Below are 26,299 nucleotides of genomic sequence, written 5' to 3' on the forward strand. Positions count from 1 at the left end.
CGCTTGCCCGACACACAGCCGGCCGGGCCTGCGTTGCGTTCGCGCTCGGCTTTGGAGCGCTTGCGTGCGTGCCGGCTCTTGCCGATGGCGACGTATTGAAGTTTGAGTCGCCAGTCCAAAACGGCGTTGTTCTGACCGCCCGAAGCCTGCTCCTGAACCAACGGGTTTCTATCACCCGGTTGGAGAATGTGTTGTACGCAACGCAGCCTTGGAATTATGGCTCGTTATCGGATGCGTTAGCGTTGACACCGGCTGATCTGCAAGCCATGGACGGCAAGCGCGTACTGGATGTTGGCGGCGGTGCCTCGATTCTGGGCGACGAGCTTGTAACGGTTTTCGGTGCCGAACGGGTGGACGTGGTCGATCTTAATCAGGACGAATACAACCGGCGGATGTCAGCCGCCTGGGCTCAGGATGCGAGTCTCACCAACCGCAACGCAGTCGGCGTGATCTACCAGCAGAATATGGAGCGTCTGGGCTACATTCTCCGCGACGTGGTCAATGACGATGGCTGGATCGACGTTCACCGCCGCCTCGAGGAACGGGCTGCGGCAACGGCAGAGTCTTACTTCACCAGCCCAAAGATCGTGCGCAGAACCGGCGATGCCACTGACCTGCCGTCGGATCTCGGAACGAGTGTTTATGATCTGGTGGTCAGTTCGTGGGTACTGATGTATCTGGACGAAGAACAACGCAAGAATGCCATTGAGGAGGCAATTCGGGTCGCGAGGCCGGGAGCGCAGATTCGGCTGCGTGGTGGCGTGGAGACCGCGGACGGCGGCGTTGCGACTGGCTGGCCCCCTCAGCCGGACGGCACCGTGGACGCGGTCAATGCCGCCCGGTTTCGAGCCTGGTATGGTGACTTTCGCGAAATTCACGGTCACCAGGAGGTATTTGAGTTTATGGACTTGGGGGGCAGCGGCAAAGGCAAATCGGTGCGGATCAATCCGGCCTCCAGCGGTAACCTACTTGTCCTCGACGTCATTTAGCTAGGAAAGCCTGTTGCTTTGGTGGATCTTGTTCAACAGCGCTGTTCCACGTGCGCTGAGGGTCGCCTTCATGACAGTCATGTCTCGCCGACATTGCTCATTCTGACGTCGGATCCTGTCATTGGCTGGGCGATTTTTCAGTATGGCTCTGGTCGCCTGCTTGGTTGCGGCCCTTCCCGAGTTCGGCGAAACCTCGCTGCAGGCCCCGGTGCAACAGACTGTCCAACAGATCAAGGATGGTGAAGAACGAATTGGTGAGGGTTCGCCCGAAGCGGCTGTGTCGGGTCTCCGAAGCCAATCGTTCTGCAGCCTCATTTGGCACGCGGTGGCGATTCGGTGGAAACCTCGGATGAGGGACGGCGCTGGACGCTGGAACTCTAATGAGATCGTATCGTGTTGTTGCGCTGCGTGGACTGTGGCTACGATATCGGGGCGGTGCTCGAGTCCGACCCGGAAAGTCCAGGTAGGGAAGTGCTCGCCTTGACCGGCAGAATCCGACCCAACTCGCCCCGCTTGTGGACAATTTCCCGGCTCGGGACGCTGGGACTTAGGTCGATATTTCCTCGAAAGCAGCGTTGACAGCCGCCAAACGACCGATCGAAACCTGGGCGACCTGGGGAGCAGGGGCTTTGTGATTCCTATACTCATGCGTGAACCGATGCCACTCACCCGTCTTCCGACGATATCGGTGCTTTCCGGCACCGCGCGCCGCTGTCTTTGTCGCGGGAGTTCGCCACCGCTACGGTTCGTCGGGTCGCGGCTGGTAATCGCTGTGTTCGCTGGTGTCGCAGCGATCGCGAGCGCGACTTCGCCCGCAGGTACCGATTCACTCGTAGGTCAGGGAGCGGGTGCGACTCTCCAGTTGGACCAGGATGGTGGGCCGGCACTGACGACAGCGGTGCATCCAGATCGTGGAGCGCCGACAGCACTACCACAGTCACTGGAGCAAACTGTCTACGACTGTGACAGCGGTGCCACGCTCCTCGCTGGCTACGACGGCGAAGCCGATCTGATGTGGGTTCGTTATCAGGATGAGGTGCAGTCGCTGGCATCGGTCATTTCGGCGAGTGGGGCCAAGTTCGGTGGGCATGACGTCCCTTGGGGGTTTTGGAGCAAAGGGGACGAGGGCTTCGTGTTTGCCTACGAGCCTGACGGGAGCGAAGGGGACATCCGCGATCAATGCTGGGTCAGTGAGGCCAGCACGGAAGGGGCAGAGGGATTGGACGATGGGCGCCGCTGGAGCCTGGAGCTTCAAAGCGATTACATCGTGTTGCTCGACTGCATGGATTGTGGCGACGACATCGGTGCAGTCATCGAGTGCCGCGAGCGTGGCGAGCCGGCGCGTCTGAGTATCTTCTGGGCCGCGGTCGATACCGAGGAACCGCTAACCGCATCGCTGACGCTCGAGGTGGCAGGTGAGATCTTCGAGCGGCCGGCTGAGACATCCTATGCCGGGCAGATCGGTCGATTTCCACAGATTCGCGTCGGCCCGGAAGACCCGCTGCTCTCTGCACTCAGAGCTGATGACGAGATGAAGGTGACCTTTGCGGGCATCGAGACTCGGATTGGGCTCAGGGGATTCGCTGCGGCGTTGCAGGCGTTCGATGACGCTTGCCCGTGGCGTCCCGAGGACGCGTTACAACCTGACGAGGGTGCGGACGGCGCTGCAGCGAATGCGGAGGAGCACCCGCCATCGCCCGAGCCGAGCTGGTTGCTGAGCGGTGCCGACGATGCGGACGGCGCTATCAGCACGGCAAGCTTGAGCTATGGTATTGCCGAGACGGATGCTGTGGCCTTTCTCGCTTCTTGTGCTGGGCCGGATCGGAAGGGTTCGGTTGATCTTGTGGCAGTGGTGGACGTTGGCGATAGGATCGAGCACGAGGCTGTCGATCTGGTGGTGACAGCGGACGGATTAGAACTTCGACTGGCGGGTGAAGTTTCGACCGGGCAGACGACATACCCCGGGGTGAGGGCGCAAGTCGGGCACCGTCATCCGCTTTGGGCGGTGTTGCAAATGGATGGACCCGTCTCCCTTCGAGCAGCTGATGGACCAGCCGTAACAGTGTCATCTGCAGGCCTGAGCGGGTACGGACACATCGAGAAGTTTCTGGATATCTGCGCCAATGAGCGCTAGCCGCGATGCTCTTCCTCGGACCTTACGCGGGGTTTGCTAGGAATGCCGTGCAGGGGCATCAGTCATTTCCCGCATGCTACAGTCGGAAGCGTTCGAGGTGCTTTTGCGAGATGCCTGTTCGTTTCGATAAACCGTGAATGTGCGGCGAAGTCAAATCGTTCTCTTTGGCGTTCTTGGCGGCATCGTCGCGTTCCTGATTGGCCTTGCGTTCGTTCCTGAGATCGGCGCAACCTACACGCAGTGTCGCCCACGGCCTTATCAGGCCGACTGCGAATCGCGCGTTCAGAGCTTGTTGACTTGGGCGACGCAATGGGTGGGGACAATGACGGTTGGTACGTTCTTCTCGGCCTTTGCGTTATGGATAGGCCTAGGCAAAGTGCTGGATCGTCTTTCCAAATAGCAAATTGGATGCGACGCCGGTTTTTCCGATCTTTGTGGAAGTATTGTCGTGCGTCGCTGAATTGAAGGGCAGAAAATTGCGTGCGTCATCCCTGGCGTGCCCTCAAACCGCCAATTGGTCACTCGCCGTCCTCGGTTCGTTCTAGGCTTTCCCCACTCGAGTTGTGGCGTCCTCAGGTCCGCCACTGCTTGCTCGTTTGCGTGCCCGGGCCAGATACATCATTGTTCGTCCGCTGTTTGTTGTCTGAGCGTAGAGGCGAGGACAAGGAGTGTCGCGCCGCCCAAAATCCAGAGCGGTAATGGCGCCCATTGCAGGGTGGCTGCCATCGTCGAGTCGGTCTTGGCACCGTCGATCACAAGCAGCACGCGGAGCAGGGCTCCGACCGAGAGGACGGTGAACCAGCTGCCGAGGACGAGTCCCTCCCGGCCGTTGGTCCCAAGACCGAGCGCGACGGTGATGCCGGCAGTGAAAATGGCGCCCCAAGCGCCCCCGGCCAGTAGTTGAGACGCCAGTAGCAGCGCCAGGTTGGGCGCTTTATAGCAGCCGAGTAGTGCGAGAGCGCCGATCAGTGCTGCAGTCGCCATCACGGTGGTGGGGCCGAACCGGCTTGCAGCCGCGGGAACGGCGAGCGCAAAGAGCTTGAAGCCGATCCAGAACACTGGAAGCACCCACAGCAGGTCGGTTGGCTCGACGAACTGGAGGTACTGCGCCTTGCTGTTGATGAACGAGTGGAATTGAAAGCCTAGCGCGAGGAACAGGGAGCCAATGAGGAGTAGAGCAAGGGGGACGGGTCCTGCAGGTTTTTTGTTTGCCTCGTCTCGCGCCTGTGGCGGCAAGCCGGAAACGATGCGTTGAATGCGGGCGAGGCCGAGTGTGGCTGCGGCCAGTGCGACGCTGGACACCACGAACGGCAGATAGGGCGAGCTGCCCTTCAACCAGAGCCCTAAGTAGGGCGAGACCGCCCCACCGAGGGCGAGCCCGAGCAGCGACAATGCGGCCAGTCGAGGGGCCTGCGGTCGCGCGGCGTGCTTCATCAGAAGGACGATAGGCGGGGCCCGCAACACCGATGAGGTGGCAATCCAGATGACCAGCAAGGCGGTGAATACGACCACCGCTGTCTCGTCGGGGAGGTCTGTTGCAAAGGGCATCAGCGCGAGCGCAGCGCAGGAGATCAAGGTTACGGCGATGATCGCGGGCCCAAGGCGGCCGAGGAAGCGCTCAACCCGATCCGATGCATAGCCCATCAGGACGTCAGTGATGGCGAAGATGGCCTGGTCGAGCAGGATGAACCAGATGACGTATTCCTTGCCCAGGCCAATCCGCTCCAAGAGGTCGCCGAGGAAGATGACGTAGATGACCCAGGTGGTCACGAAGAAGAACTGGATCACCGAGAGCTGCAGAGCAGCGATGCGAAGCTGTGATTGAGCGGTCATTATCTCGCTGACGTCGCGCGTGGGCGTTGAAGATGATGTGGGCTGCAGATCCTGCCGTAAGACGGTCAGTACAGCGTTTATAGCATCGCCCGCTGCGTACTGGCTCACTGAGATGGACGAGATGTCGTCACGCGAGACCTCCTAGTCCTTGGGTGGCTTTCATTATCGCTGCGTTGCAGCCGGGACCATCGAACTGATCGCCATCCTGAAACGGCAGCTCGAAGGCGGCGCAGCGCACATGGTCCATCAGGATCAACAGCTGATTGGGATGGATGCGCGCATGCTCCGGCGAGGCGCCGAGGAAGAACTCCGGATGCTGCACCATGTACTGATCGAGCGGATCGCTGGTCGCGACCAGCACGCCGAGGCAAGGGCGGTTGCGTCGGCTGGCCCGCCCGAAGCGCTGCCCTCGCGCCGCCAAGGCCTCGCGCAGCGCTGGATGCATGGATTCCGGGATCGGCGCCTGGCGTGCCGCGGTCGCTGGCATGCGCAGCTCGCCGGTGATGCGGGTGCTGTACTTGCGTTGCAGGCGTGCCAGCAGGCGGTTGACGCGGTCATCGTCCGCGCCTTCATGGGGCCCGTTCATCTCGTCAATGCTCATGCACCCTCGGCTGAGTCACGCGGTCTTGGCTGTTTGGCGCTGTTGTTCGTGGCGAGGGATCTTGCCCGGCTGCGCAACACTGTCTTTCCACTGCGCGATCAGTTAGCGACAGCCGAGTTCCGGGCTCCGTCCATCGTGGATCGCTGCCACGGTCAAGGCGTCGGCGCTGCGGACGTCAGATCCAAGCGCTGCGCGACTAAGTCCAGGATGGCTTTGAGCCTGTCTGAGGCCTCAAAAGCCATATTCAACATACCGGCGTTGCGTTCCGGCTCATCTGGGTACTCGTGCGCGAACTGGTTGCGAATGGCGCGCAGCCGTGGCCAGTCCTCGGCCTGCTCCAGATAACCTAGTTGCTCCAGGCGGTTTAGCTTATCCAGCATGGGCCGGTGCTCGTAAGGCTCTTGCAAATAGCTCAGTACGGCCGGCAGCAGGCGGCTGCCAATGGCATCCTGCAGCTTGCCGAAACGCAGCACGAATTGATCCAGATCTTGCACGGTCTCCGCATCCAGTGTTTCCAGGCTTTCGCCCGTCAACGGTCGCCAAGGCGCGAGGGCGGTCAGCGCGTAAGTCATATAACGACGATGCTGTTGGCACTCGCGCCAGGCCTGCTGCAGGCGCAAACTGGGGATATCGTCGGTCATAAGGGGATGCCGGCCGGTCATAAAGGGATGCCCGTCTGCTCGGCGATGGTGAAGATCGGTGGGTGCAGTCGCCGGTTAGGATAGTCGACCAGGACATCAATGTGCTGCTCTCCAAGTACCTGCTGCAACTGAACCTGGAACGCGATCTCCGCGTTCGCGATCGCGTTGGGCTCGGTGAGCGAGGTGTGAATCAGCAGGTCGATATCGCCGCCGCGTTTGCGATCATCGGTCCGTGATCCGAATAGGCGCACGCTCGCGTTGGGGCCGAAGCAGCTCAGTGCTGCGCTTTTGATTGCTTGGCGTTGGTGGTCGTTCAAGCGCACAGTGCATCTCCTCGTGTTTTAGACGTGCCTCGACGAGGGAGCCGTCCAGGCTAAGAGATCAGGCCCTGCCGCCAGGCCCAGCAACGAGGCCATGAAGTCGGCCCATGAACTCAGCCCGCGATCGTGATATCGACAGCAGGGTTTTGCTCTCGTTCATCAAGACGAGGCGCTCATGTCTCTGACATGCGCAGTCGAGCTTATCCTGCCATGTCGCATCGATCCAGCGATGGCTTGGTTGCCCTCACGAGCATGGTGACGGACCAGCCACCCCGGTTGATGCATTGCACGAGATTCAGGTTAACCTGACTCTCGTGTCTGATCCGGGGAGGCTGGTGTGGCGCCAGCCAGGTGACCCTGAATCGCGCCATTTGTCGGAGGTTAAGAGGATGGCTGAATCCAATGCTGAGCGGGTCATCGTCGGCCTCTCCGGTGGCGTCGACTCGGCCGTTGCCGCACATCTGCTGATCGAGCAGGGCTACCAGGTCGAGGCCCTGTTCATGAAGAACTGGGAGGAGGATGACGAGCCCGGCTACTGCGCGGCGGCCGAGGATCTGGCCGACGCTGAGGCGGTGGCCGAGCGGCTCGGCATCCGGCTGCATCGGGTCAATTTCGCGACCGAATACTGGGACCGGGTGTTCGAGCAGTTCCTGGCCGAGTATCGCGCCTTGCGCACGCCGAACCCGGATGTGCTCTGCAATAAGGAGGTCAAGTTCAAGGCCTTCCTGGATCATGCACTGACCCTTGGTGCCGATGCGATCGCAACCGGCCATTACGCGCGCGTAGAGCACGGCACCGATGGAACGCACTTGCGCCTCGCCGTGGATGCGAACAAGGACCAGACCTACTTTCTGCATCAGCTCAGCCAGGCGCAGCTTGAGCGGGCGCTATTCCCGCTGGCCGACCTGACCAAGACTGAGGTCAGGGCGAGAGCGCGCCAGCTCGGGCTGCCGAACGCCGAGAAGAAGGACAGTACCGGCATCTGCTTCATCGGTGAGCGACGGTTTGCGGACTTCCTCGACCGCTACCTGCCGCGCAATCCGGGGCCGATCATGACCCCCGAGGGCGAGGTCGTCGGCGAGCATCGCGGGCTCGCCTGGTACACCATTGGTCAGCGCCAGGGGCTTGGCATCGGCGGGGTCGCCGCGCATGAGGAGGCGCCTTGGTTCGTGGCGGCCAAGGCGGTCGAGCGTAATGCGCTGATCGTGGTGCAGGGTGGTGATCATCCACTGCTTTATTCGGAACATCTGGTCGGCGAGCAGTTGCACTGGATCGCTGGGCGGCCACCGATGGCCGCGCCGATCAACTGTCTTTGCCGGTTAAGGCACCGGCAACCGCTGCAGCGCTGTACCATCATCGATTTCGATGGCGCGTCATGCCAGGTGCGATTCAATGTGCCACAGCGCGCGATCACGCCAGGCCAGTCGGCGGTGTTCTATCTCGACGATGACTGTCTGGGTGGCTGCGTCGTTCGTCAGGCCGGCTAGGGGCAATCCCTGCCGGCTGGGTCAAAGGTCAAAGGTCAAGCCGCCGTGCCACGGACTCGGCTTCATCGCCTGCATCTAACGGTCCTGAGAGTCGACGTTCTTGCATCGTAGGCCCGTGATGCCTGCGTTGATGTCCACACATCCAACAAGAACAGACGCATGGCGTCGCAACGCAGATGCCCAGCGTTCGTCGACAACTGCCTGCATGATGGTTCCAATACTGGCTACGCTGGCGCTTGAGTCGCGCGATCTGATGGCGCCGCAACGCACGTTTCATGTTTTTCACTTGCACAATCCCGGAACAGGTCATGGTTCCAGGCGGCCGCTCCTTCGAGCGACCACCTGGGTCTGAACCGTGATTTGCAGAACAGGATGCTGAGCTTCATCGCTTCATCTCTCTACTGGGCGCTCTTGTGTGGGTTCGGCGTCAGGTCGATGGGCGTCGCGAAAGGCTCGCAATACAGCATTCATCCGGGTTTGATATCCAGCGCCTTGGGCCTTGAACCAGGCCAAGACGTCATCATCGACGCGCAGCGCGATCTGAGTCTTGCGCGAAGGGACTGGCAAGCCCTTGTGCGCGACCGCGTTGGCCCAGTCTTCCGGAGAAGTCATCGGGGCGTCTTCCGTAGAGACGACCTCTGAATCGGGCAGCGCACGGAGCCTTTCCCAGTTCGTGTGACCTCTAGTGCCCTTTGCGGTATCGCTGTGACCAGGCTCTTGCTTCATGACCCACTGCCTTACGCGCTGAAATGAGATGAGGTTCGTCTGCTGTTTGACCGCGCGGGGTCCACACGACAAACAGGGCGATACCGTAGATCACTCCGATGCTCTGAAATCGGCGTTCGTGGTATGCCTCTCTGGCGTCTTCGCGAGTGAGGAGGTCGCCGTCAAAAAACGGCTCCAAATCGGCGAAGTCGACGCCATGTTAATCCAGATTGATCAGCCGTTTCGATTCATCCCAGGTGATCATGTCGGCGAGTGTAGATGCAGGTGTATATACGCGCAAGCAATCGTTGACGTGGAGACGAGCTCGGTGAACGACTGTTTTGTCGGCAGCGGCATCGCCTAACCGCTGCAGCCCCATGCCGTCGTCGGTTACGATAGCCGGTCTTGCCAGGTTCGATGCAACCTCCCTTGGAGCGCGCTCACGCTAGGCTATGATGCGCTCTTCTCCCTGGGTGATCATCGGATGATCATCGCCTGGGTGTCTGCGTGCTGTTCGATTCGGCGCCTTAAGAGAGCGAGCCCGAGTGATCTTTCAGCGCCACCGATGACCCGCCGTGGAGAGAGGGATGCAGCGGGGAGGAGCAGGATCCATTTTTGCTTTCCGCCAGCCCGACTGGCACGCGCCTTCGAGACCCGAGACCCGAGACTCATGCCCTACAGCGACCAAGACCGCATCATCGCGCTCGCCGGACTCCACCAGGCGGCGCACTGCGTGCTGCGCATCGCCAACCGCGGCAGCGTTGACATCGATCAGATGGCGCCCTGCCTTTACAGTCTGTTCCAGATCGATGCCGATGATGTGCCCGCCGTGTTCGGCGAGCCTGGCGCGGTGGCGACTGGGGCGCGGCAGATCATCGCCCAACTCACCGGCCAGCCGGAGCGCAACATCGAGATGACGCGCTATGTGATCACGCTGCTCAAGCATGAGCGCACCCTGGCTGGGCGTGGTGACATGCTGGCGGCAATCGGCGAAGGCATTGAGGCGGCACGCGAGGCACGCGGCGACGCGCCCTTGATCGATCGCGAGGTGATCGCCCGTTTCGCCAGTCTCTATTCGGCGACCATCAGCAAGCTCGAGCCACGCATCATCGTGCGCGGCAACCCGCTCTATCTGCAGAACGAGGAGAATCAGGAGCGTATCCGCGCCTTGCTGCTGGCCGGCATCCGCTCGGCGATCCTGTGGCGACAGTGTGGCGGGCGGCGCATGCAGATCCTGCTTGGCCGGCGCAAATTGCTCGATGCCGCCCGCGCCTATCTGAGTGCGACCGCGAGCGCGCAGCAGCCCAGTTAAGACGTTCTATCGGCCTTAACGTGAATCTCGCGCGATGCATCTGCTGGGGGTGGCGCGGCGCCATGCGCGTTATGTTCAGGAGAGCGCCGGCTTGGTGCCGGTGGTTGCAGAGCCCGTCGATGGCTTTGCCCTCGATGCGGCACCGGAGTTTCGCCGCGCTTCGCCACCTCGAGCAGACGAAGACGTGGGGAAGGTGGCTCAATGCCACGCTTGTGGTTCTCAGGCAGGGGGCACGCGCCCGCTGATCAGGGTCATAAAGATGTCATTCGGCCGTTGCCTCGCTAGAATCGTCTCAATTCTGCAGTAAACGTATTTTCGGGAGCCCCTCATGCACGACAGCTTCAAGTCCAAGGCCCGTCTCGACGCCGCCGGCAAATCCTATGAGATCTTCCGCGTCGATGCGGTGCCAAACAGTGCGCGGCTGCCGTTCTCGCTCAAGATCCTGCTCGAGAACCTGCTGCGCTATGAGGATGGCGTGACCGTCAAGCGCGCCGATATCGAGGCGCTGGCCAACTGGACCCCGAAGGCGGAGCCGGATCGCGAGATCCAGTACCGCCCGGCGCGGGTGCTGATGCAGGACTTCACCGGCGTGCCGGCGGTGGTCGATCTGGCGGCGATGCGCGATGCGATGAGCGCGCTCGGTGGTGATCCGAACAAGATCAACCCGCTGCAGCCAGCCGAGCTGGTCATCGATCACTCGGTGCAGGTCGATAACTATGGCTCCGACAGCGCGCTCGAGCTGAATGCGCAGCTGGAGTTCTCGCGTAACCGTGAGCGCTACCGCTTCCTGAAGTGGGGCCAGCAGGCGTTCGATGACTTCAAGGTGGTGCCGCCGGATACCGGCATCGTGCATCAGGTGAACGTCGAGTATCTGGCGCGCGTCGTCTTCGGCCGCGAGGTCAATGGCGTGCTCCAGGCCTATCCCGATACTCTGGTCGGCACCGATTCGCATACCACCATGATCAATGGGGTCGGCGTGCTGGGCTGGGGTGTCGGCGGGATCGAGGCCGAGGCCTCGATGCTCGGTCAGCCGGTCTCGATGCTGATCCCGCAGGTGGTCGGCGTGAAGCTGAGTGGGCGATTGCCGGAGGGCGCGACCGCGACCGACCTGGTGCTGACCATCGTCGAGCAACTGCGCCAGCACGGCGTGGTCGGCAAGCTGGTCGAGTTCTATGGCCCGGCGGTGAAGAGCCTGCCGATGGGTGACCGCACCACTATCGCTAACATGGCGCCCGAGTACGGCGCCACCTGCGGCCTGTTCCCGATCGATGATGAGACGCTTGATTTCATGCGCCTCACCGGCCGCTCCGATGAGCAAGTCGCGCTGGTCGAGGCCTATGCCAAGGCCCAGGGCATGTTCGATGCCGATGGCACCTTCGAGGCCGACTTCAGCGAGACCCTGGAGCTGGATATCGGCAGCATCGTGCCGAGCCTCGCCGGCCCCAAGCGCCCGCAGGATCGGGTGCCGCTGACCGAGATCAAGGCCAGCTTCGCCGGCGCGCTGAAGACGCAGAATGCCGAGCGCGGGGTCGATGACCGCCCCGCCGTGACCACCGAGATCGATGGCGAGCAGGTCGCGATCGGCGATGGCGCGGTGGTGATCGCGGCGATTACCTCCTGCACCAATACCTCCAACCCGACCGTGATGCTCGGCGCCGGACTGGTGGCGAAGAAGGCCGCCGCGCGCGGCCTCAAGGTGCCGGCTTGGGTCAAGACCTCGCTCGGGCCGGGCTCGATGGTGGTGACGCGCTATCTGGAGGCCGCTGGGCTGATGGGGCCGCTGAAGCAGCTCGGCTTCCATGTCGTCGGCTACGGCTGCACCACCTGTATCGGCAACTCCGGCCCCTTGCGCCCGGAGGTCTCGAAGGCGATCAGCGACGGCGATCTGACCGTCGCCTCGGTGCTCTCCGGCAACCGCAACTTTGAGGGCCGCGTGCATCCCGAGGTCAGGATGAACTACCTGGCCTCGCCGCCGCTGGTGGTGGTCTACGCGCTCGCCGGCCGCATGGGCTTCGACCCTTACAACGACCCGATCGCCGATGACGCCGACGGCAATCCGGTGTTCATGCGCGACATCTGGCCGACCCAAGGCGAGGTCGCTGACACGGTCGCGAGCTTCCTGGGCCAGGACGATTTCCGCTCGACCTACGCCGATGTCTTCGCTGGCGATGCCCATTGGCAGACGCTCGAAGCGCCCGCCGGCAAGGTCTTCGATTGGGACCCAAGTTCGACCTACATCCAGGAGCCGCCCTATTTCCAGGGTATCCAGATGCAGCCGGAGCCGGTTCGGCCGATCCGCGACGCGCGTTGTCTGGCGGTGCTCGGTGACTCGGTGACCACGGACCACATCTCGCCGGCTGGCAGCATCAAGGCCGACAGCCCGGCCGGGCGTTACCTGATCGAGCAGGGTGTGGCGCCGGGCGACTTCAACTCCTACGGCTCGCGCCGTGGCAACCATCAGGTGATGATGCGCGGCACCTTCGCGAATATCCGGCTGCGCAACCGCATGGCACCCGGGACCGAGGGCGGCGTGACCATTCATCAACCGTCCGGCGATCAGGAGTCGATCTACGACGCGGCGATGCGCTATCAGGCCGAGGGCGTGCCGGTGCTGGTGATCGCTGGCAAGGAATATGGCTCCGGCTCCTCGCGCGATTGGGCCGCGAAGGGGCCGCGGCTGCTCGGCGTGCGCGCGGTGATCGCCGAGAGCTATGAGCGCATCCATCGCACCAACCTGGTGTGCATGGGCATCTTGCCGTTGCAGTTCCAGCCCGGCGAGAGCGCCGAATCGCTTGGCCTGACCGGTACCGAGCTGTTCAGCATCGGTGATCTCGAGGATGGCAACGCCAAGCAGGTCGAGGTCACCGCGAGCCATGCCAATGGCCGTGAGGTCCGCTTCCAGGCCAAGGTCCGGATCGATACCCCGAACGAGGCCGATTACTACCGCAACGGCGGCATCCTGCACTATGTGCTGCGGCGCCTGGCGGCGGCCTGAGCGGAGCGCGTGACCCTCATGGAGTTATCCTCGCTCACCGCCATCTCGCCGATCGATGGCCGCTATGGCGCCAAGACCGCTGATCTGCGCTCGATCTTCAGCGAATTCGGGCTGATCCGGCATCGGGTCGTGGTCGAGATCGCCTGGCTGAAGGCACTCGCCGAGTGTCCCGAGATCGCCGAGGTGCCGGCGTTGTCGAACGATGCCCAGCAACGGCTCGATGCGATCGGCGGCGAGTTCTCGGTCGAGGACGCCGCGCGCATCAAGGCGATCGAGCGCACCACCAATCATGACGTCAAGGCGGTCGAATATTTCCTCAAGGAGCGCGTCGCCGACCAGCCCGAGCTGGCGGCGGTGTCGGAATTCATCCACTTCGCTTGCACCTCCGAGGACATCAACAACCTCGCGCACGGGCTGATGCTCAAGGAGGGGCGTGATCATCTGCTGCTGCCGCGCATGGATGCGCTGATCGAGGCGCTGCGCACGCTGGCGCACTGCCATGCCGAACGGCCGATGCTCTCGCGCACCCATGGCCAGCCGGCCTCGCCGACCACGCTTGGCAAGGAATTGGCGAACATCGTGCATCGGCTGCGGCGGCAGCGCCAGTCCGTCGCCGCCGTCACGCTGCTTGGCAAGATCAACGGCGCGGTGGGTAACTACAATGCCCATCTGGTCGCCTATCCAGCGCTGGATTGGCCGGATTTCGCGCGTCAGTTCGTCGAGTCGCTCGGCCTGGACTGGAATCCCTATACCATCCAGATCGAGCCGCACGACGGCATGGCCGAGCTGTTCGATGCCATCGGTCGCTTCAATACCGTGTTGATCGACGCCTGCCGAGACATCTGGGGCTATATCTCGCTCGGCTACTTCAAGCAGCGCAGGGTTGAGGGCGAGGTCGGCTCATCGACCATGCCGCATAAGGTCAATCCGATCGATTTCGAGAATGCCGAGGGCAATCTCGGCATCGCCAATGCGCTCTTTGATCATCTCTCGGCGAAGCTGCCGATCTCGCGTTGGCAGCGCGATCTGACCGATTCGACCGTGCTGCGCAATCTCGGTGTGGCGATTGCGCATACGCTGATCGCGCTCGATGCGGCGCTCAAGGGGACCGGGAAGCTGGAGGCCAACGCCGCACAGCTGGCGGCCGATCTGGACGCCAACTGGGAGGTGCTCGCCGAGCCGATCCAAACGGTGATGCGCCGCCATGGCGTCGAGCAACCCTATGAGAAGCTCAAGGCGCTGACCCGTGGGCAGCGGATTGGACCAGAGGCGTTGGCGGCCTTCGTCGAGACCCTGGAGATCCCCGAGGCGGCGAAGGCCGAGCTGCGCGCGTTGACGCCGGCGCATTACATCGGCAATGCGGCGGAACAGGCGCGGGCGATCTAGGCCGGGGGCCCGTGGCCTGAATCTCGCGTGCCATCACGATCGGTCAGGCAACCCCATGGCGGTGATCGCCGGCCCCAGCACCTGATGCTGGGAGCGGCCTTCATCGTGCTCGGTGAGTTCTGCTTTGCGTCGATGGGGGTCGGGATTCGTCTTGTCTCGACCGAATTGCCGAACGCAATGGTTGTGTTCGGCCGCAATCTGATCGGCCTGATGTTAATCGCGCCCTGGCTGCTGCGCCATGGCGTTGGCGATGTGAAAACCAGGCTACCTGGCTTGCACCTGCTGCGCGCGGTGGCGGGCATCGGTGCCATGTATTGCTTCTACTTCGCGATTGCCAAACTGCCCTTGGCTGAGGCCATGCTGCTTAAGCTGACGGCGCCGATCTTTATCCCGCTCATCGCCATCGCCTGGCTGCATGAGCGAGTGACCGGCCTGCTTTGGGTGGCGCTTGGGATTGGCTTTGCCGGCGTGATCCTGATCTTGGAGCCCGATCCGGACAGGCATTGGGCTGGAGTGTCGCCGGTGGCGATGATCGGATTGTTGGGTGGGGTACTCGCGGCGGTGGCTAAGGTCACGGTGCGTCGACTCGCGCGCAGCGAGCCCACCGGACGCATCGTCTTTTACTTCGCGCTCATCGGTGTCTCGATCTCGGCGCTACCGCTGTTCTGGAACTGGCAGACGCCGACCCTGATTGCGCTGTTCGGGCTGCTCGGCATCGGCATTGCGGCAACATTAGGTCAGTTGGCGTTGACGCATGGTCTCTCCTTGGCGTCTGCCTCACGCATGGGCGCCTTTGGTTACTTCTCGGTGGTGTTCGGCGCCGTTTATGGCTGGCTGTTCTGGGCTGAGCCGCTAACCTTGACGCTGGTGTTGGGCAGCCTGTTAATCGCCATCGGCGGCCTGCTGGCGAGTCGCTCAGGCGACTTCCGGCCTGACGAGCCAGTGTTCGACTCCGATCCCGCCCTCGCCCCTGAGCATGCAGACTCTGGACATGCAGGCTCCAGGTAGCGATCCGCTGGTGACAGACTCTCCGGGCACTCGATCTCTAGAGCATAATAGCTCGGCGTTTCCAGTCTCCGGGGCGAAAATCCACCCAACAACAAGGCTGTTTCATGAGCGCACTGCCCGATTTCCCTGAGCTTCGGTTTCCGAATGGTATCGACGCGCAGGCCTTTCTCGTCCGTTATTGGCAGCGCCAGCCCTTGCTGATGCGCCAAGCCTTGCCGGACTTCGAGAATCCATTGCCCAGCGACGAACTCGCTGGCCTTGCCTGTGAGCCGGATGTCGAGTCGCGGATCATCCTTGAGCGCGCGGAACAGGGCCCGTGGCAGGTGCAACACGGACCCTTCGACAGCGAGCGCTTTGCCACCTTGCCCCCGAGCCATTGGACGCTGCTGGTGCAGGATGTTGATAAGCATATCCCTGAAATCGGCGCCTTGCTCGAGCGCTTCGATTTTCTGCCACGCTGGCGCATCGACGATCTCATGGTTAGCCATGCTGAGGATCAGGGTTCGGTCGGCCCACATGTCGATGATTACGATGTCTTTCTGATTCAGGCCGAGGGCCGTCGGCGCTGGCGTATCACGACGGCTCCGGAGCAGCCGCTCGATCTGATCCCCGATCTCGAGATCCGCATCCTGCAGCAGTTTCAGGCTAGCCAGGAGTGGCTGCTCGAGCCGGGGGATATTCTCTATCTGCCGCCCGGTGTACCGCACTGGGGCATCGCTGAGGGACCTTGTCAAACCTGGTCGGTGGGACTGCGCGCCCCAGCTTGGCGTGAGCTAGCGGATGATTGGCTTGCTCAGGTCGCAGACCGATTCACGCCACCAGGGCGCTGGCAGGACCGCAGCTTGACGCCACCCTTGGACCCAGCCGAGTTGGATCAGGACAGCATCAAGGCGATGCGCAGCCGAATTGAGTCTGGTATTGCTACTGCTGGAGCTGATGCGTTTGCCGCTTGGCTCGGCTCCTGGCTTACCGAGCCAAAGCTCAATCTGGAGCTGGAGTCGCGTCAGCCATCTTGGGCCGAAGTGGAGGTCATTGCCGCCTTAAAGGCGTCGCAGCGGTTTGAGCGCGACGGGCGCTCCCGTTTACTCTTCGCCGCGCCCGTCGCCGCGGATGCCCAAGCCTCACTGTTCGCCAATGGCCAACATCATTCGCTGTCGGCCGAGCTGTTGCCGCTGCTCTCGCTCTTGGCCAATCGTCAGACGCTGGAGCTTGAACAGGTTGGTAGTTGGTTGCGCGATCCAGCCGCTAGGAGGTTGATCACTGACCTTTTTAATGCCGGCCACTACTGGCTACCAGAAGGGAAGGAACCCTGAGCTAGCCGATTCCAGCGGGCGAGGCAAAGCGAGATCAACCACAGACCGGCGCCCTAATTGGGCGCTAGCGATCGCTCTTGGTGATGACGACGCGGCGTTGCTCGACCGAGAATGGGCTGTAGTTCGAGAGCAACTCGCGTTTGCCTCGGCTCTGCGCCGGCGCAAGTAGGTCCCGTGGATAACCCTCGGCGATGAAATAGTTGCGCACAGCGGTCGCGCGGCGCATGCCAAGCGCCATGTTGTAGGCGTCCGAGCCCCTGGCATCGGTATGGCCGACGATGGTGATATATTCTTGCTCCGGCGAGCGCTTCACCTTGTCGATGTAGCTATCAATGGTCGCCAGCACCGAGCGATTCACCACGGTATCTGGAACCACGTACCTGTCGAACTCGAACAGCAGCTTGACCGTGAGTTGTTCGGGCACCCGCGCTGCACCGCATTCTGGTAGACGCTTGCTGTTTGGGTCTTCCCAGCAATCGCCAAACTCTGGCTCCGGTCCCCAATAGCTTGAGGAGACCGGCGTTGGTGAGTCTTCCGCGGTACCGCTTGAGAATCCCGCGAAGCTGGCGCTGGCAAAGACCAGCATGCTGCAGACAACGAAGGCGGCAATGACTGAGGTGACAAAGACCTTCATGGGAGTGCGGCCGATGGAGCGCAAAAAAGAAGCCGGTTAGACCATGCTAACCGGCTGTTCATCTCTGCCCAAGGCGAAGTTTGCAAGAGCAGGCTCGACATTCTGCGCGGTCGAGCCGTAGCTTCCGCAATGAGAGGCGAGCGGTTATTGGTCGACCTTGGTGATCACAACGCGGCGCTGCTCGACCGAGAACGGGCTGTACTGCGGCAGCAGGTCGCGCTTGCCGAGGCTCTCGGCGGGGGCCAGCAGGCGTGCTGGGTAACCTTCGGCAATGAAGTAGCTGCGAACCGCCTCCGCACGACGCATGCCAAGCGCCATGTTGTAAGCGTCCGAGCCTTTGGCGTCGGTGTGGCCGACGATGGTCACGTATTCTTCGACTGGCGTACCCTGAATCTTGGCAATGTAATCATCGATCACGGCGAGTTCCTCGCGATTTACCACGGTCTCTGGCACCTGGTACTTGTCGAACTCGAACAGCAGCTTCACAGTGATCTCAGCTGGCACGATGATTTCGCGCTCGCAAGGCGGCAGGTTATTCGGGCCGTCAGGATAGGCGCTCTGCCAGCATTCGCCATAGCTGGTTGCCCACAGCTGACCGTCTGGGAAGTTCTTGCCGCCTGCTGCGTACCAGTAGGACTCTTCAAGATCTTGGGCGACAGCGGTGCTGCCGATAAACAGAGCTGCGGCTGCAGTGCAGGCGACCGCCGCGGCGCGGAACGATTTCGTGGTGATGAACATCAGTGGCTCCTATCGAAAGTTTGAGGTGCAGACTCGAGAACGGCCTTAGGAAATTTCAGCAGCTGGCGATGATCTTGCGTCGACGAATCAACTGCTGCCGTGGAACAATGATAGCGCGTTGTCGGTAAAATGAAACAGGAAAAGCGAAAAAACCGCAGTCATGAGCCAACTATACCATAGTAGTGCAGCTTGAACACTAGCTTACCGTCTAGTTGTGGATCTGCAACATCTGTATCAAAGGTCGCGAACTTGCTGCTGTTACTGGTCCTCGGGTTCGCACTGCTTCGAGCTTCCGGCGGAGGTCGGTTGCGTTGGTTCACCATGAAAGTGCTTCGGTTCACCACTCAGGAGTTGTCATGAGCCTGGATGATGCCGCGCAGAGGCTTGCTGCCGAGGTCTCCGCGCTGTCTTTCGCGGCGCCTGTCGCATTAGTCTATAACCCGCTCTGCTATGCCTGGGATGCGCATGCGGCTTACCTTGAACGCTATGGTGCGGGCCGTCGCTCGTTCTTACTGCTGGGGATGAACCCAGGCCCGTTCGGCATGGCCCAGACCGGCGTCCCTTTTGGTGATGTGGAGATGGTGCGCGATTGGCTCGGTATCGAGGCACCGGTGGCGGTACCGCCAGCACAGCATCCAAAGCGCCCAGTGCTCGGTTTCCAATGTCCGCGCCGGGAGGTCAGCGGTCAGCGTCTCTGGGGCTGGGCGCGGGCGCGTTTCGGGACGCCCGAGCGTTTCTTCGCGCAGTTCTTCGTCGCCAACTATTGTCCGTTGGTGTTCATGACCGAGACCGGGCGCAATCTGACGCCTGACGCCTTGCCTGCCGACGAACAAGCGCCGTTGTTTGCGGCCTGTGATCAGGCGCTCAGGGCGACGGTCGACCTGCTGGAGCCTGAATGTCTGGTGGGTATCGGTCGCTTCGCCGAGGATCGGGCACGCGCAGCGTTGGCCGGACATGATGTGAAGATCGGCCGCATCCTGCATCCGAGTCCGGCCAGTCCGGCTGCGAATCGGGATTGGGTAGGCCAGGCCGAGCGAGGTTTGTCGCGGCTTGGCATCCCGCTGCCAGGCAGCTATTGAGACCATCATCTACTTGCCGCTCGGAGTTCAAGAACCCGCATGGATGGACAGCGCATGGGGGGTGACTCGGGCCTGAGCGCAATGACTGTTAGCGGGGATTGCCATGCTTCAGCCCTTGGGATCGCTGAGTGGTGAACTGTTTGACGATGCGCTTTTTCAATACCGAGGGGCCGGTGCGGACCGATCTGCATTACCTACTGCCACCGCTCCAGCGCTGGGATCTGGACGAGGTGCAGGCGCTGATCGAACAGCAGAAGTACTTCCTGCTCCACGCCCCGCGTCAGACCGGCAAGACCTCCTGCTTGCTGGCGTTGATGGCGCATCTGAACCAGGATGGCCGTTACCAAGCAGTGTATGCGAATCTCGAAGGGGCGCAGACCGCGCGCGAGGATGTCGCCCGCGGCATGCGCACGATCTGCGGTACCATCGAGGCCGCCGCCCGTCTCTATCTCGGTGATGAGCGTCTTCACGACTGGACCGAACGTGCCTGGCAAGCGCGTGGCATCGATGGCGTGCTCACTGGCTTGCTCGAAGCCTGGAGCGCCAACAGCCAGACCCCCGTGGTGCTGCTACTCGACGAGGTCGACGCACTGATCGGCGACACCCTTGTCGCCCTGCTGCGCCAACTACGCGCCGGCTATTCGCAGCGTCCGCAAGCCTTCCCCAACACGGTCATCCTGTGCGGCGTGCGCGATCTGCGCGACTATCGCATCCATGCCCGCTCCGAGGCGGCGCCGATCACCGGCGGCAGCGCCTTCAACATCAAGGCTGAGTCCTTGCGCTTGGGCGATTTCTCCGAGGCGGACACGCGGACCTTGCTGCAAGAACATACCCAAGAGACCGGTCAGGTCTTCACCCCGGAGGCGCTGCAGCAGGTCTGGACGCTCACCCAAGGTCAGCCCTGGCTGGTCAACGCACTGGCCTATCAGGCCTGTTTCCGCTCCCGCGAGGGACGCGATCGCACCCGGCCGATCGACGCGGCGATGATCGAGGCGGCCAAGGAGCGTCTGATCCTCAATCGCGTCACCCATCTCGATCAGCTCGCCGACAAGCTGCGCGAGGAGCGGGTACGGCGCATCATCGAACCGATGCTGGCGGGCGAGTCGCTCGACAACGTGCCCTTGGACGATCGCGACTATCTGGTCGATCTCGGCCTGCTGCGCCGTGCGGCTGGCGGTGGCTTGGTGATCGCCAATCCGATCTATCGCGAAGTCTTGCCGCGCATGTTGGCGCTCGGCCCGCAGGATTCCCTGCCCCAGATCAACCCAACCTGGCTCGATGAGCGGGGCCAGCTCGACCCACAGCGGCTGCTCGCCGCCTTCCTCGACTTCTGGCGTCAGCACGGCGAGCCGCTGCTGAAAAGCGCCCCCTATCATGAGGTCGCCCCGCATCTGGTGCTGATGGCCTTTCTGCACCGGGTAGTCAACGGCGGTGGCAGCTTAGAGCGCGAGTACGCCATCGGCGCCGGACGCATGGATCTGTGCCTGCGCCATGGCGCGGTCTCGCTCGGCATCGAGCTGAAGGTCTGGCGTGATGGGCGTCCCGATCCGCTCGCGCAAGGGCTCGAGCAGCTCGATGGCTATCTGGCCGGATTGGGGCTTAAAAGCGGCTGGCTGGTGCTCTTCGATCGCCGCAGTGGACAGCCGCCGATCGAGGAGCGCACCCGCGTTGACGAGGCTGTCAGCCCAGGTGGGCGATGCATTCAGGTGATCAGGGCCTGAGCCCGGTGCCCAAGTCACCAAGGCAACCAGAGCACCAGGGCACCGGGGCACCAGGGCACCGAGTGACCTATCCAGTCCAAGTGCAATGGCCAAACCGTCGATCCGCCGGCTATCCTGAGCAGATGGCATCCGAATCAGAGAACGCCCGCAGATGACCCGCCTCTGCTTCCCTTACGGCATCGCCAACTTCCGCGCTATTCACGACGACGGCGCGCTCTACATCGACCGCACCGACCGCATCGCGACCATGGAGCGCATCGGTCGGCAGCTCCTGCTGCTGCGCCCGCGTCGCTTCGGCAAGTCGTTGTGGCTGTCGACGCTCGAGCACTACTACGATCTCGCCCGTGCCGACGAATTCGAGACGCTGTTTGGCCATCTGGCCATCGGTCGAGCGCCGACCGTGCGACGCAATCGCTACTTCATCATGAAGTGGAACTTCTCCACGGTGGATCCCATGGGCGATGCCGAGGCCATTCGGGGGGCGCTCTACCGGCATATCAATGGGCGAATCGCCACGCTGGTGTCGCGTTATGCTGATCGCTTGCCGCAGCCGGTCGAGATCCAGGGCGATGCCTTGGCCTCTTTCCAGTCCCTGCTCGCCGCCGTGGGTAAGAGCCCGCATCCCCTTTACTTGCTGATCGACGAGTACGACAACTTCGCCAACGAGGTGCTGGTCAGCCGCGATCGCGGCGAGGAGCGCTACAACGCCCTCGTTGGTGGTGAGGGCGCCATCAAGACGGTCTTCAAGGCGGTCAAGGATGCTGCTGAAGGCGGCGCGCTCGACCGGGTCTTCATCACCGGGGTCTCACCAGTGGTGCTGGCGGATATCACCAGCGGCTACAACGTCGCCAAGGACATCACGCTCGAACCCGAGCTGGCGGATCTGTGCGGCTTTCATGAGTCTGAAATCGCGGTCGTCCTTGATCAAATCATCGCCGAGTGCGGACTGCCCGCCGCACAAGCCAAAGAAGCGCTTGACCTGATGCGGGCGTTTTACAACGGCTATAACTTCTCCTTAACACCTGAGGGCGGGCAAATCTATAACCCCACGCTCGCGCTCTATTTCTTTGAGCATCTGGCCGGGTCTTGCCGCTACCCAGAAGAGATGCTCGACAACAATCTGGCGATGGATCGCAACCGCATCGACTATATCGCCCAACTCCCCCATGGCCAATCCGTGGTGACCGCGGCCCTGGATCGCGGTGATCCGCTCAGGGTCGAGAAGCTGGAACGGCGCTTTGGCGTCGAGCGCATGCTGCGCGCGCCCCAGACCGAGCGCTTCCTCGCCTCGCTGCTGTATTTCTTTGGCGTCCTGACCTATGGCGGGCACGGACGCTTGCGGCAATTGCAACTGGTGATCCCCAACCTGGTGGTGCGCAAACTCTATGTCGAGCGCATTCAGGAGTCGCTGCTGCCGGGTTTTCATCTCGACCGCGAACGCCGCGCGGTCTGCAACGGCCTCTATGCCGAGGGCGAGATCGGGCCTGTTTGTGAATTCATTGAGCAGCGTTTTCTGCCGGTCTTCGACAATCGCGATCTGCGCTGGTCGAACGAGCTGGTGGTCAAGACCGCCTTTCTCGTCACGCTGTTCGATGATCTGGGCTACATCATGGACTCAGAAACCGCCATCGGACGCGGTTACTGTGATCTGTCGATGATCGTGCGACCGGATGCGCGCCCCTATGGCTTTCTCGATCATCTGATTGAGTTCAAGCACCTAAAGCTTGCCGACCTGCCCGGCCTCGACAGCGAGACGCTGGCCAAGCTGCCGATCGAGCAACTGCGTGCGCGCCCAGAGATCGCCAGCCGACTCGCCGAGGCCAACGCCCAACTGGCGGTCTATCGCGAGCGGCTGCAGGCCATCTATGGCGCAGCGCTCAAGCTGCAGACCCATGCCGTAGTCTGTATCGGACTGTTGCGCTTCGTTTGGGCATCGGTGCCTGGGCGAGCAACCGCGTCCTGATCGGCTCGCGTCGCCGAGGCGCTCAGCCCGGATAGGCAGCCTGTTGAGGGACTTCGGCTCGGGCGCTACAACGGTTAGCGGGCACTGCTATGCTTGAGCGCTCGACCGCGATCAATCAGGTGCTAGGTGACGATGCGTTTTTTTAATACCGAAGGGCCGGTGCGGGCCGATTTGCATTACCTGCTACCGCCGCTCCAGCGCTGGGATCTGGACGAGGTGCTAGCGCTGATCGAGCAGAAGAAATACTTCCTGCTCCACGCCCCGCGCCAGACCGGCAAGACCTCCTGCTTGCTGGCGTTGATGGCGCATCTGAACCGCGAGGGGCGCTATCGAGCGGTCTACGCCAATCTGGAGGTAGCGCAGACCACCCGCGAGGATGTCGTCCGCGGCATGGCGGCCATCTGTAGCGTGCTGGGACGTTCGATTGCGTTTGACCTCGATGATCCGAGCATCGATGCTTGGAATCAGACCGTTGGATCGAACCTGGCCGCGGAAGATCGTCTGTTGCGGCTCTTGGCGACTTGGGCCAGCGCCGACGCGCGCCCGGCCGTGCTGTTGCTCGACGAGGTCGATGCGCTCGTCGGCGACACCCTCGTCGCCCTGCTACGCCAACTGCGCGCCGGCTATTCGCAGCGTCCGCAAGCCTTCCCCAACACGGTCATCCTCTGCGGCGTGCGCGATCTGCGCGACTATCGCATCCATGCCCGCTCCGAGGCGGCGCCGATCACCGGCGGCAGCGCCTTCAACATCAAGGCTGAGTCCTTGCGCCTGGGCGATTTCTCCGAGGCGGACACGCGGACCTTGCTGCAAGAACATACCCAAGAGACCGGTCAGGTCTTCACGCCGGAGGCGCTGCAACGAGTCTGGACCCTGACCCAAGGTCAGCCCTGGCTGGTCAATGCGCTGGCCTATCAGGCCTGTTTCCGCTCCCGCGAGGGACGCGATCGCACCCGGCCGATCGACGCGGCGATGATCGAGGCGGCCAAGGAGCATCTGATCCTCAATCGCGTCACCCATCTCGATCAGCTTGCCGATAAGCTGCGCGAGGAGCGGGTGCGGCGCATCATTGAGCCGATGCTGGCCGGTGAGTCGCTGGAGCAACTGCCGCTCAGCGATCTTGAGTATCTGATCGATCTCGGGCTGCTGCGCCAGCGCGGTGGTGGTGGCATCGAGATCGCCAATCCGATCTACCGCGAGGTGTTGCCGCGCACCTTGGCCTTGGTGCCTCAGGCCTCGCTACCCCAGATCAGCCCAACCTGGCTCAATGACCAAGGCCAGCTCGACCCGCCGCGACTGCTCACCGCCTTCCTCGCCTTCTGGCGCCAGCACGGCGAGCCGCTGCTGAAAAGCGCCCCCTATCATGAGATCGCCCCGCATCTGGTCCTGATGGCCTTTCTGCACCGAGTGGTCAACGGCGGTGGCAGCTTAGAGCGCGAGTACGCCATCGGCGCCGGCCGCATGGATCTGTGCCTGCGCCATGGCGCGATCACGCTCGGCATTGAACTGAAGGTCTGGCGCGATGGGCGACCTGATCCGCTCGCGCAAGGGCTCGAGCAGCTCGATGGCTATCTGGCCGGATTGGGGCTGGATAGCGGCTGGCTGGTGCTCTTCGATCGTCGCAGCGGACAGCCGCCGATCGAGGAGCGCACCTGCGTTGACGAGGCACTTAGCCCAGATGGCCGTCGGATTCAGGTGATTCGGGCCTGATCGCGACGCTGGAGCGCGCCGGCCGAGCCGCTCAGTCTGGATAGGCAGCGCGTTTGGGTGCTTTGGCCCGGAGGGCTACGACGGTTAGCGGGCACTGCTATGCTTGATCGTTCAGCAGCGTTCAGCAGCGATCAATGAGGGCACTAAGGCCATGCGCTTTTTCAATACCGAAGGGCCGGTGCGGGCCGATCTGCATTACCTGCTACCGCCGCTCCAGCGTTGGCACCTCGATGAGGTCATCGCACTGATTGAGCAAAAGAAATACTTCCTGCTCCACGCCCCACGCCAAACCGGCAAGACCTCCTGCTTGCTGGCGCTGATGGCGCAGCTGAACCGCGAGGGACAGTATCGAGCGGTGTATGCCAACCTGGAAGGCGCGCAGGCCTATCGCGAGCGCATCGAGCCGGCGATGGCGACCATCGTCACCGACATCGCCACCTGGGCCAGCGATGGCGTCGCGGATACCCAAGCCCCAGCCCTGGCCCGCGAGGTGCTCGCAGACACGCCACCTGGCTCGGCGCTGGGAGTCTTTTTGAGCCGCTGGTGCGCGCGCCTAGACGCTCCGCTCGTGCTCCTGCTCGATGAGGTCGATGCCCTGGTCGGCGACACCCTGATCTCGCTGCTGCGTCAGTTACGCGCCGGTTATACCAAGCGCCCAAAGGCCTTCCCCAGCAGCCTGGTGCTGTGCGGCGTGCGCGATCTGCGCGACTATCGCATCCATGCCCGCTCCGAGGCGGCGCCGATCACCGGCGGCAGCGCCTTCAACATCAAGGCCGAATCCTTGCGCCTGGGCGATTTCAGCGAGGCGGACACCCGTACCCTGCTGCAAGAACATACCCAAGAGACCGGTCAGGTCTTCACCCCGGAGGCGCTGCAACAGGTCTGGACCCTGACCCAAGGTCAGCCCTGGCTGGTCAACGCGCTGGCCTATCAGGCCTGTTTCCGCTCCCGCGAGGGACGCGATCGCACCCGACCGATCGATGCGGCGATGATCGAGGCGGCCAAGGAACATCTGATCCTCAATCGCGTCACCCATCTCGATCAGCTTGCCGATAAGCTGCGCGAGGAGCGGGTGCGGCGCATCATCGAACCAATGCTGGCCGGTGAGTCGCTGGAGCAACTGCCGCTCAGCGATCTTGAGTATCTGATCGATCTCGGGCTGTTGCGCCAGCGCGGGGGTGGCGGCATCGAGATCGCGAATCCGATCTACCGCGAGGTCCTACCGCGCACCTTGGCCTTGGTGCCTCAGGCCTCGCTACCCCAGATCAGCCCAACCTGGCTCGATGACCAAGGCCAGCTCGACCCGCCGCGACTGCTCACCGCCTTCCTCGACTTCTGGCGCCAGCACGGCGAGCCGCTGCTGAAAAGCGCCCCCTATCATGAGATCGCCCCGCATCTGGTACTGATGGCCTTTCTGCACCGGGTGGTCAACGGCGGCGGCACTCTAGAGCGTGAATATGCCATCGGCGCCGGCCGCATGGATCTGTGCCTGCGTTATGGCGAAGTGACGCTCGGCATCGAGCTCAAGGTCTGGCGCGATGGCCGGCCCGATCCGCTCGCGCAAGGGCTCGAGCAGCTCGATGGCTATCTGGCCGGATTGGGGCTGGATAGCGGCTGGCTGGTGCTCTTCGATCGTCGCAGCGGACAGCCGCCGATCGAGGAGCGCACCCGCGTTGACGAGGCACTTAGCCCAGGTGGCCGTCGGATTCAGGTGATTCGGGCCTGAGCTCGAG

19 protein-coding genes and 2 pseudogenes are annotated in these 26,299 nt (G+C 62.5%); 13 read left to right on the forward strand and 8 right to left on the reverse strand.

Going from position 1 to position 26,299, the window contains the following annotated elements:
- Positions 1 to 68: 68 nt before the first annotated feature.
- Together CCR96_RS25295 and CCR96_RS04815 are read left to right on the forward strand one after the other, a co-directional pair.
- Positions 69 to 989, forward strand: a complete 921-nt coding sequence (locus tag CCR96_RS25295) for a methyltransferase domain-containing protein (RefSeq protein ID WP_201217982.1) — start codon at positions 69 to 71, stop codon at positions 987 to 989.
- A gap of 862 nt (positions 990 to 1,851) precedes the next feature.
- A complete protein-coding gene (locus CCR96_RS04815; RefSeq protein WP_201217984.1) occupies positions 1,852 to 3,123 on the forward strand; it encodes an MliC family protein in 1,272 nt (423 codons plus the stop codon).
- 618 nt (positions 3,124 to 3,741) lie between these two features.
- On the opposite strand, the gene CCR96_RS04820 is transcribed toward CCR96_RS04815, so the two are convergent.
- The 4 genes and pseudogenes from CCR96_RS04820 to CCR96_RS04835 form a co-directional block, all read right to left on the reverse strand.
- Positions 3,742 to 4,956 (reverse strand): hypothetical protein, encoded by a 1,215-nt coding sequence (locus CCR96_RS04820; protein WP_201217986.1) that lies wholly within the window; start codon positions 4,954 to 4,956, stop codon positions 3,742 to 3,744.
- A 184-nt stretch (positions 4,957 to 5,140) separates the two neighbouring features.
- A pseudogene (locus tag CCR96_RS04825) lies at positions 5,141 to 5,377 on the reverse strand (hypothetical protein); the annotation flags it as partial.
- 332 nt (positions 5,378 to 5,709) lie between these two features.
- Complete coding sequence (locus CCR96_RS04830) at positions 5,710 to 6,198, reverse strand: hypothetical protein (RefSeq protein ID WP_201217988.1); 489 nt, start codon at positions 6,196 to 6,198, stop codon at positions 5,710 to 5,712.
- A gap of 17 nt (positions 6,199 to 6,215) precedes the next feature.
- Positions 6,216 to 6,521: a nucleotidyltransferase domain-containing protein gene (locus tag CCR96_RS04835; RefSeq protein WP_201217990.1), complete on the reverse strand. Its 306-nt coding sequence runs from the start codon at positions 6,519 to 6,521 to the stop codon at positions 6,216 to 6,218.
- Positions 6,522 to 6,907: 386 nt separating this feature from the next.
- Between CCR96_RS04835 and mnmA the strand changes: the two genes are divergently transcribed.
- Entirely contained in the window at positions 6,908 to 8,005 is a 1,098-nt protein-coding gene (mnmA, locus tag CCR96_RS04840; protein ID WP_201217992.1) for a tRNA 2-thiouridine(34) synthase MnmA, read from the forward strand.
- Positions 8,006 to 8,395: 390 nt separating this feature from the next.
- Here the strand turns inward: mnmA and CCR96_RS04845 are convergent, their stop codons facing one another.
- A complete protein-coding gene (locus CCR96_RS04845; RefSeq protein ID WP_242518476.1) occupies positions 8,396 to 8,617 on the reverse strand; it encodes a BrnA antitoxin family protein in 222 nt (73 codons plus the stop codon).
- A gap of 70 nt (positions 8,618 to 8,687) precedes the next feature.
- Positions 8,688 to 8,918, reverse strand: a pseudogene (locus tag CCR96_RS04850) (BrnT family toxin); the annotation flags it as partial.
- 462 nt (positions 8,919 to 9,380) lie between these two features.
- On the opposite strand from CCR96_RS04850, the gene hflD reads away from it, so the two are divergent.
- The 5 genes from hflD (at position 9,381) to CCR96_RS04875 (ending at position 16,724) form a co-directional block, all read left to right on the forward strand.
- Positions 9,381 to 10,022, forward strand: a complete 642-nt coding sequence (gene hflD, locus CCR96_RS04855; RefSeq protein ID WP_201217999.1) for a high frequency lysogenization protein HflD — start codon at positions 9,381 to 9,383, stop codon at positions 10,020 to 10,022.
- A 328-nt stretch (positions 10,023 to 10,350) separates the two neighbouring features.
- Positions 10,351 to 13,017, forward strand: a complete 2,667-nt coding sequence (acnA, locus tag CCR96_RS04860; RefSeq protein WP_201218005.1) for an aconitate hydratase AcnA — start codon at positions 10,351 to 10,353, stop codon at positions 13,015 to 13,017.
- An 18-nt stretch (positions 13,018 to 13,035) separates the two neighbouring features.
- The gene (gene purB, locus CCR96_RS04865) at positions 13,036 to 14,403 is read left to right on the forward strand and encodes an adenylosuccinate lyase (protein WP_201218010.1); all 1,368 of its coding nucleotides are present in this window, start codon (positions 13,036 to 13,038) and stop codon (positions 14,401 to 14,403) included.
- Positions 14,404 to 14,487: 84 nt separating this feature from the next.
- Positions 14,488 to 15,411 carry a DMT family transporter gene (locus CCR96_RS04870; protein WP_201218014.1) on the forward strand — a complete coding sequence of 308 codons (924 nt, stop codon included), beginning with the start codon at positions 14,488 to 14,490 and terminating at the stop codon, positions 15,409 to 15,411.
- Positions 15,412 to 15,515: 104 nt separating this feature from the next.
- Positions 15,516 to 16,724, forward strand: coding sequence for a cupin domain-containing protein (locus CCR96_RS04875; protein WP_201218015.1), 1,209 nt, complete (start codon positions 15,516 to 15,518; stop codon positions 16,722 to 16,724).
- A 64-nt stretch (positions 16,725 to 16,788) separates the two neighbouring features.
- On the opposite strand, the gene CCR96_RS04880 is transcribed toward CCR96_RS04875, so the two are convergent.
- Positions 16,789 to 17,358 carry an OmpA family protein gene (locus CCR96_RS04880; protein WP_201218016.1) on the reverse strand — a complete coding sequence of 190 codons (570 nt, stop codon included), beginning with the start codon at positions 17,356 to 17,358 and terminating at the stop codon, positions 16,789 to 16,791.
- A gap of 144 nt (positions 17,359 to 17,502) precedes the next feature.
- The gene (locus CCR96_RS04885) at positions 17,503 to 18,096 is read right to left on the reverse strand and encodes an OmpA family protein (RefSeq protein ID WP_201218020.1); all 594 of its coding nucleotides are present in this window, start codon (positions 18,094 to 18,096) and stop codon (positions 17,503 to 17,505) included.
- Positions 18,097 to 18,452: 356 nt separating this feature from the next.
- Between CCR96_RS04885 and CCR96_RS04890 the strand changes: the two genes are divergently transcribed.
- The 5 genes from CCR96_RS04890 (at position 18,453) to CCR96_RS04910 (ending at position 26,292) form a co-directional block, all read left to right on the forward strand.
- A complete protein-coding gene (locus tag CCR96_RS04890; protein ID WP_201218025.1) occupies positions 18,453 to 19,175 on the forward strand; it encodes a uracil-DNA glycosylase family protein in 723 nt (240 codons plus the stop codon).
- Positions 19,176 to 19,321: 146 nt separating this feature from the next.
- A complete protein-coding gene (locus tag CCR96_RS04895; protein WP_201218244.1) occupies positions 19,322 to 20,896 on the forward strand; it encodes an AAA-like domain-containing protein in 1,575 nt (524 codons plus the stop codon).
- A gap of 151 nt (positions 20,897 to 21,047) precedes the next feature.
- Positions 21,048 to 22,859, forward strand: a complete 1,812-nt coding sequence (locus tag CCR96_RS04900) for an AAA family ATPase (protein ID WP_201218035.1) — start codon at positions 21,048 to 21,050, stop codon at positions 22,857 to 22,859.
- A 132-nt stretch (positions 22,860 to 22,991) separates the two neighbouring features.
- Positions 22,992 to 24,566, forward strand: a complete 1,575-nt coding sequence (locus tag CCR96_RS04905; RefSeq protein WP_201218047.1) for an AAA-like domain-containing protein — start codon at positions 22,992 to 22,994, stop codon at positions 24,564 to 24,566.
- Between the two features lie 151 nt (positions 24,567 to 24,717).
- Entirely contained in the window at positions 24,718 to 26,292 is a 1,575-nt protein-coding gene (locus CCR96_RS04910) for an AAA family ATPase (protein WP_201218053.1), read from the forward strand.
- Positions 26,293 to 26,299 lie beyond the last annotated feature (7 nt).

The sequence above is a fragment of the Halochromatium roseum genome, from assembly GCF_016653315.1.
GTDB lineage: Bacteria > Pseudomonadota > Gammaproteobacteria > Chromatiales > Chromatiaceae > Lamprobacter > Lamprobacter roseus.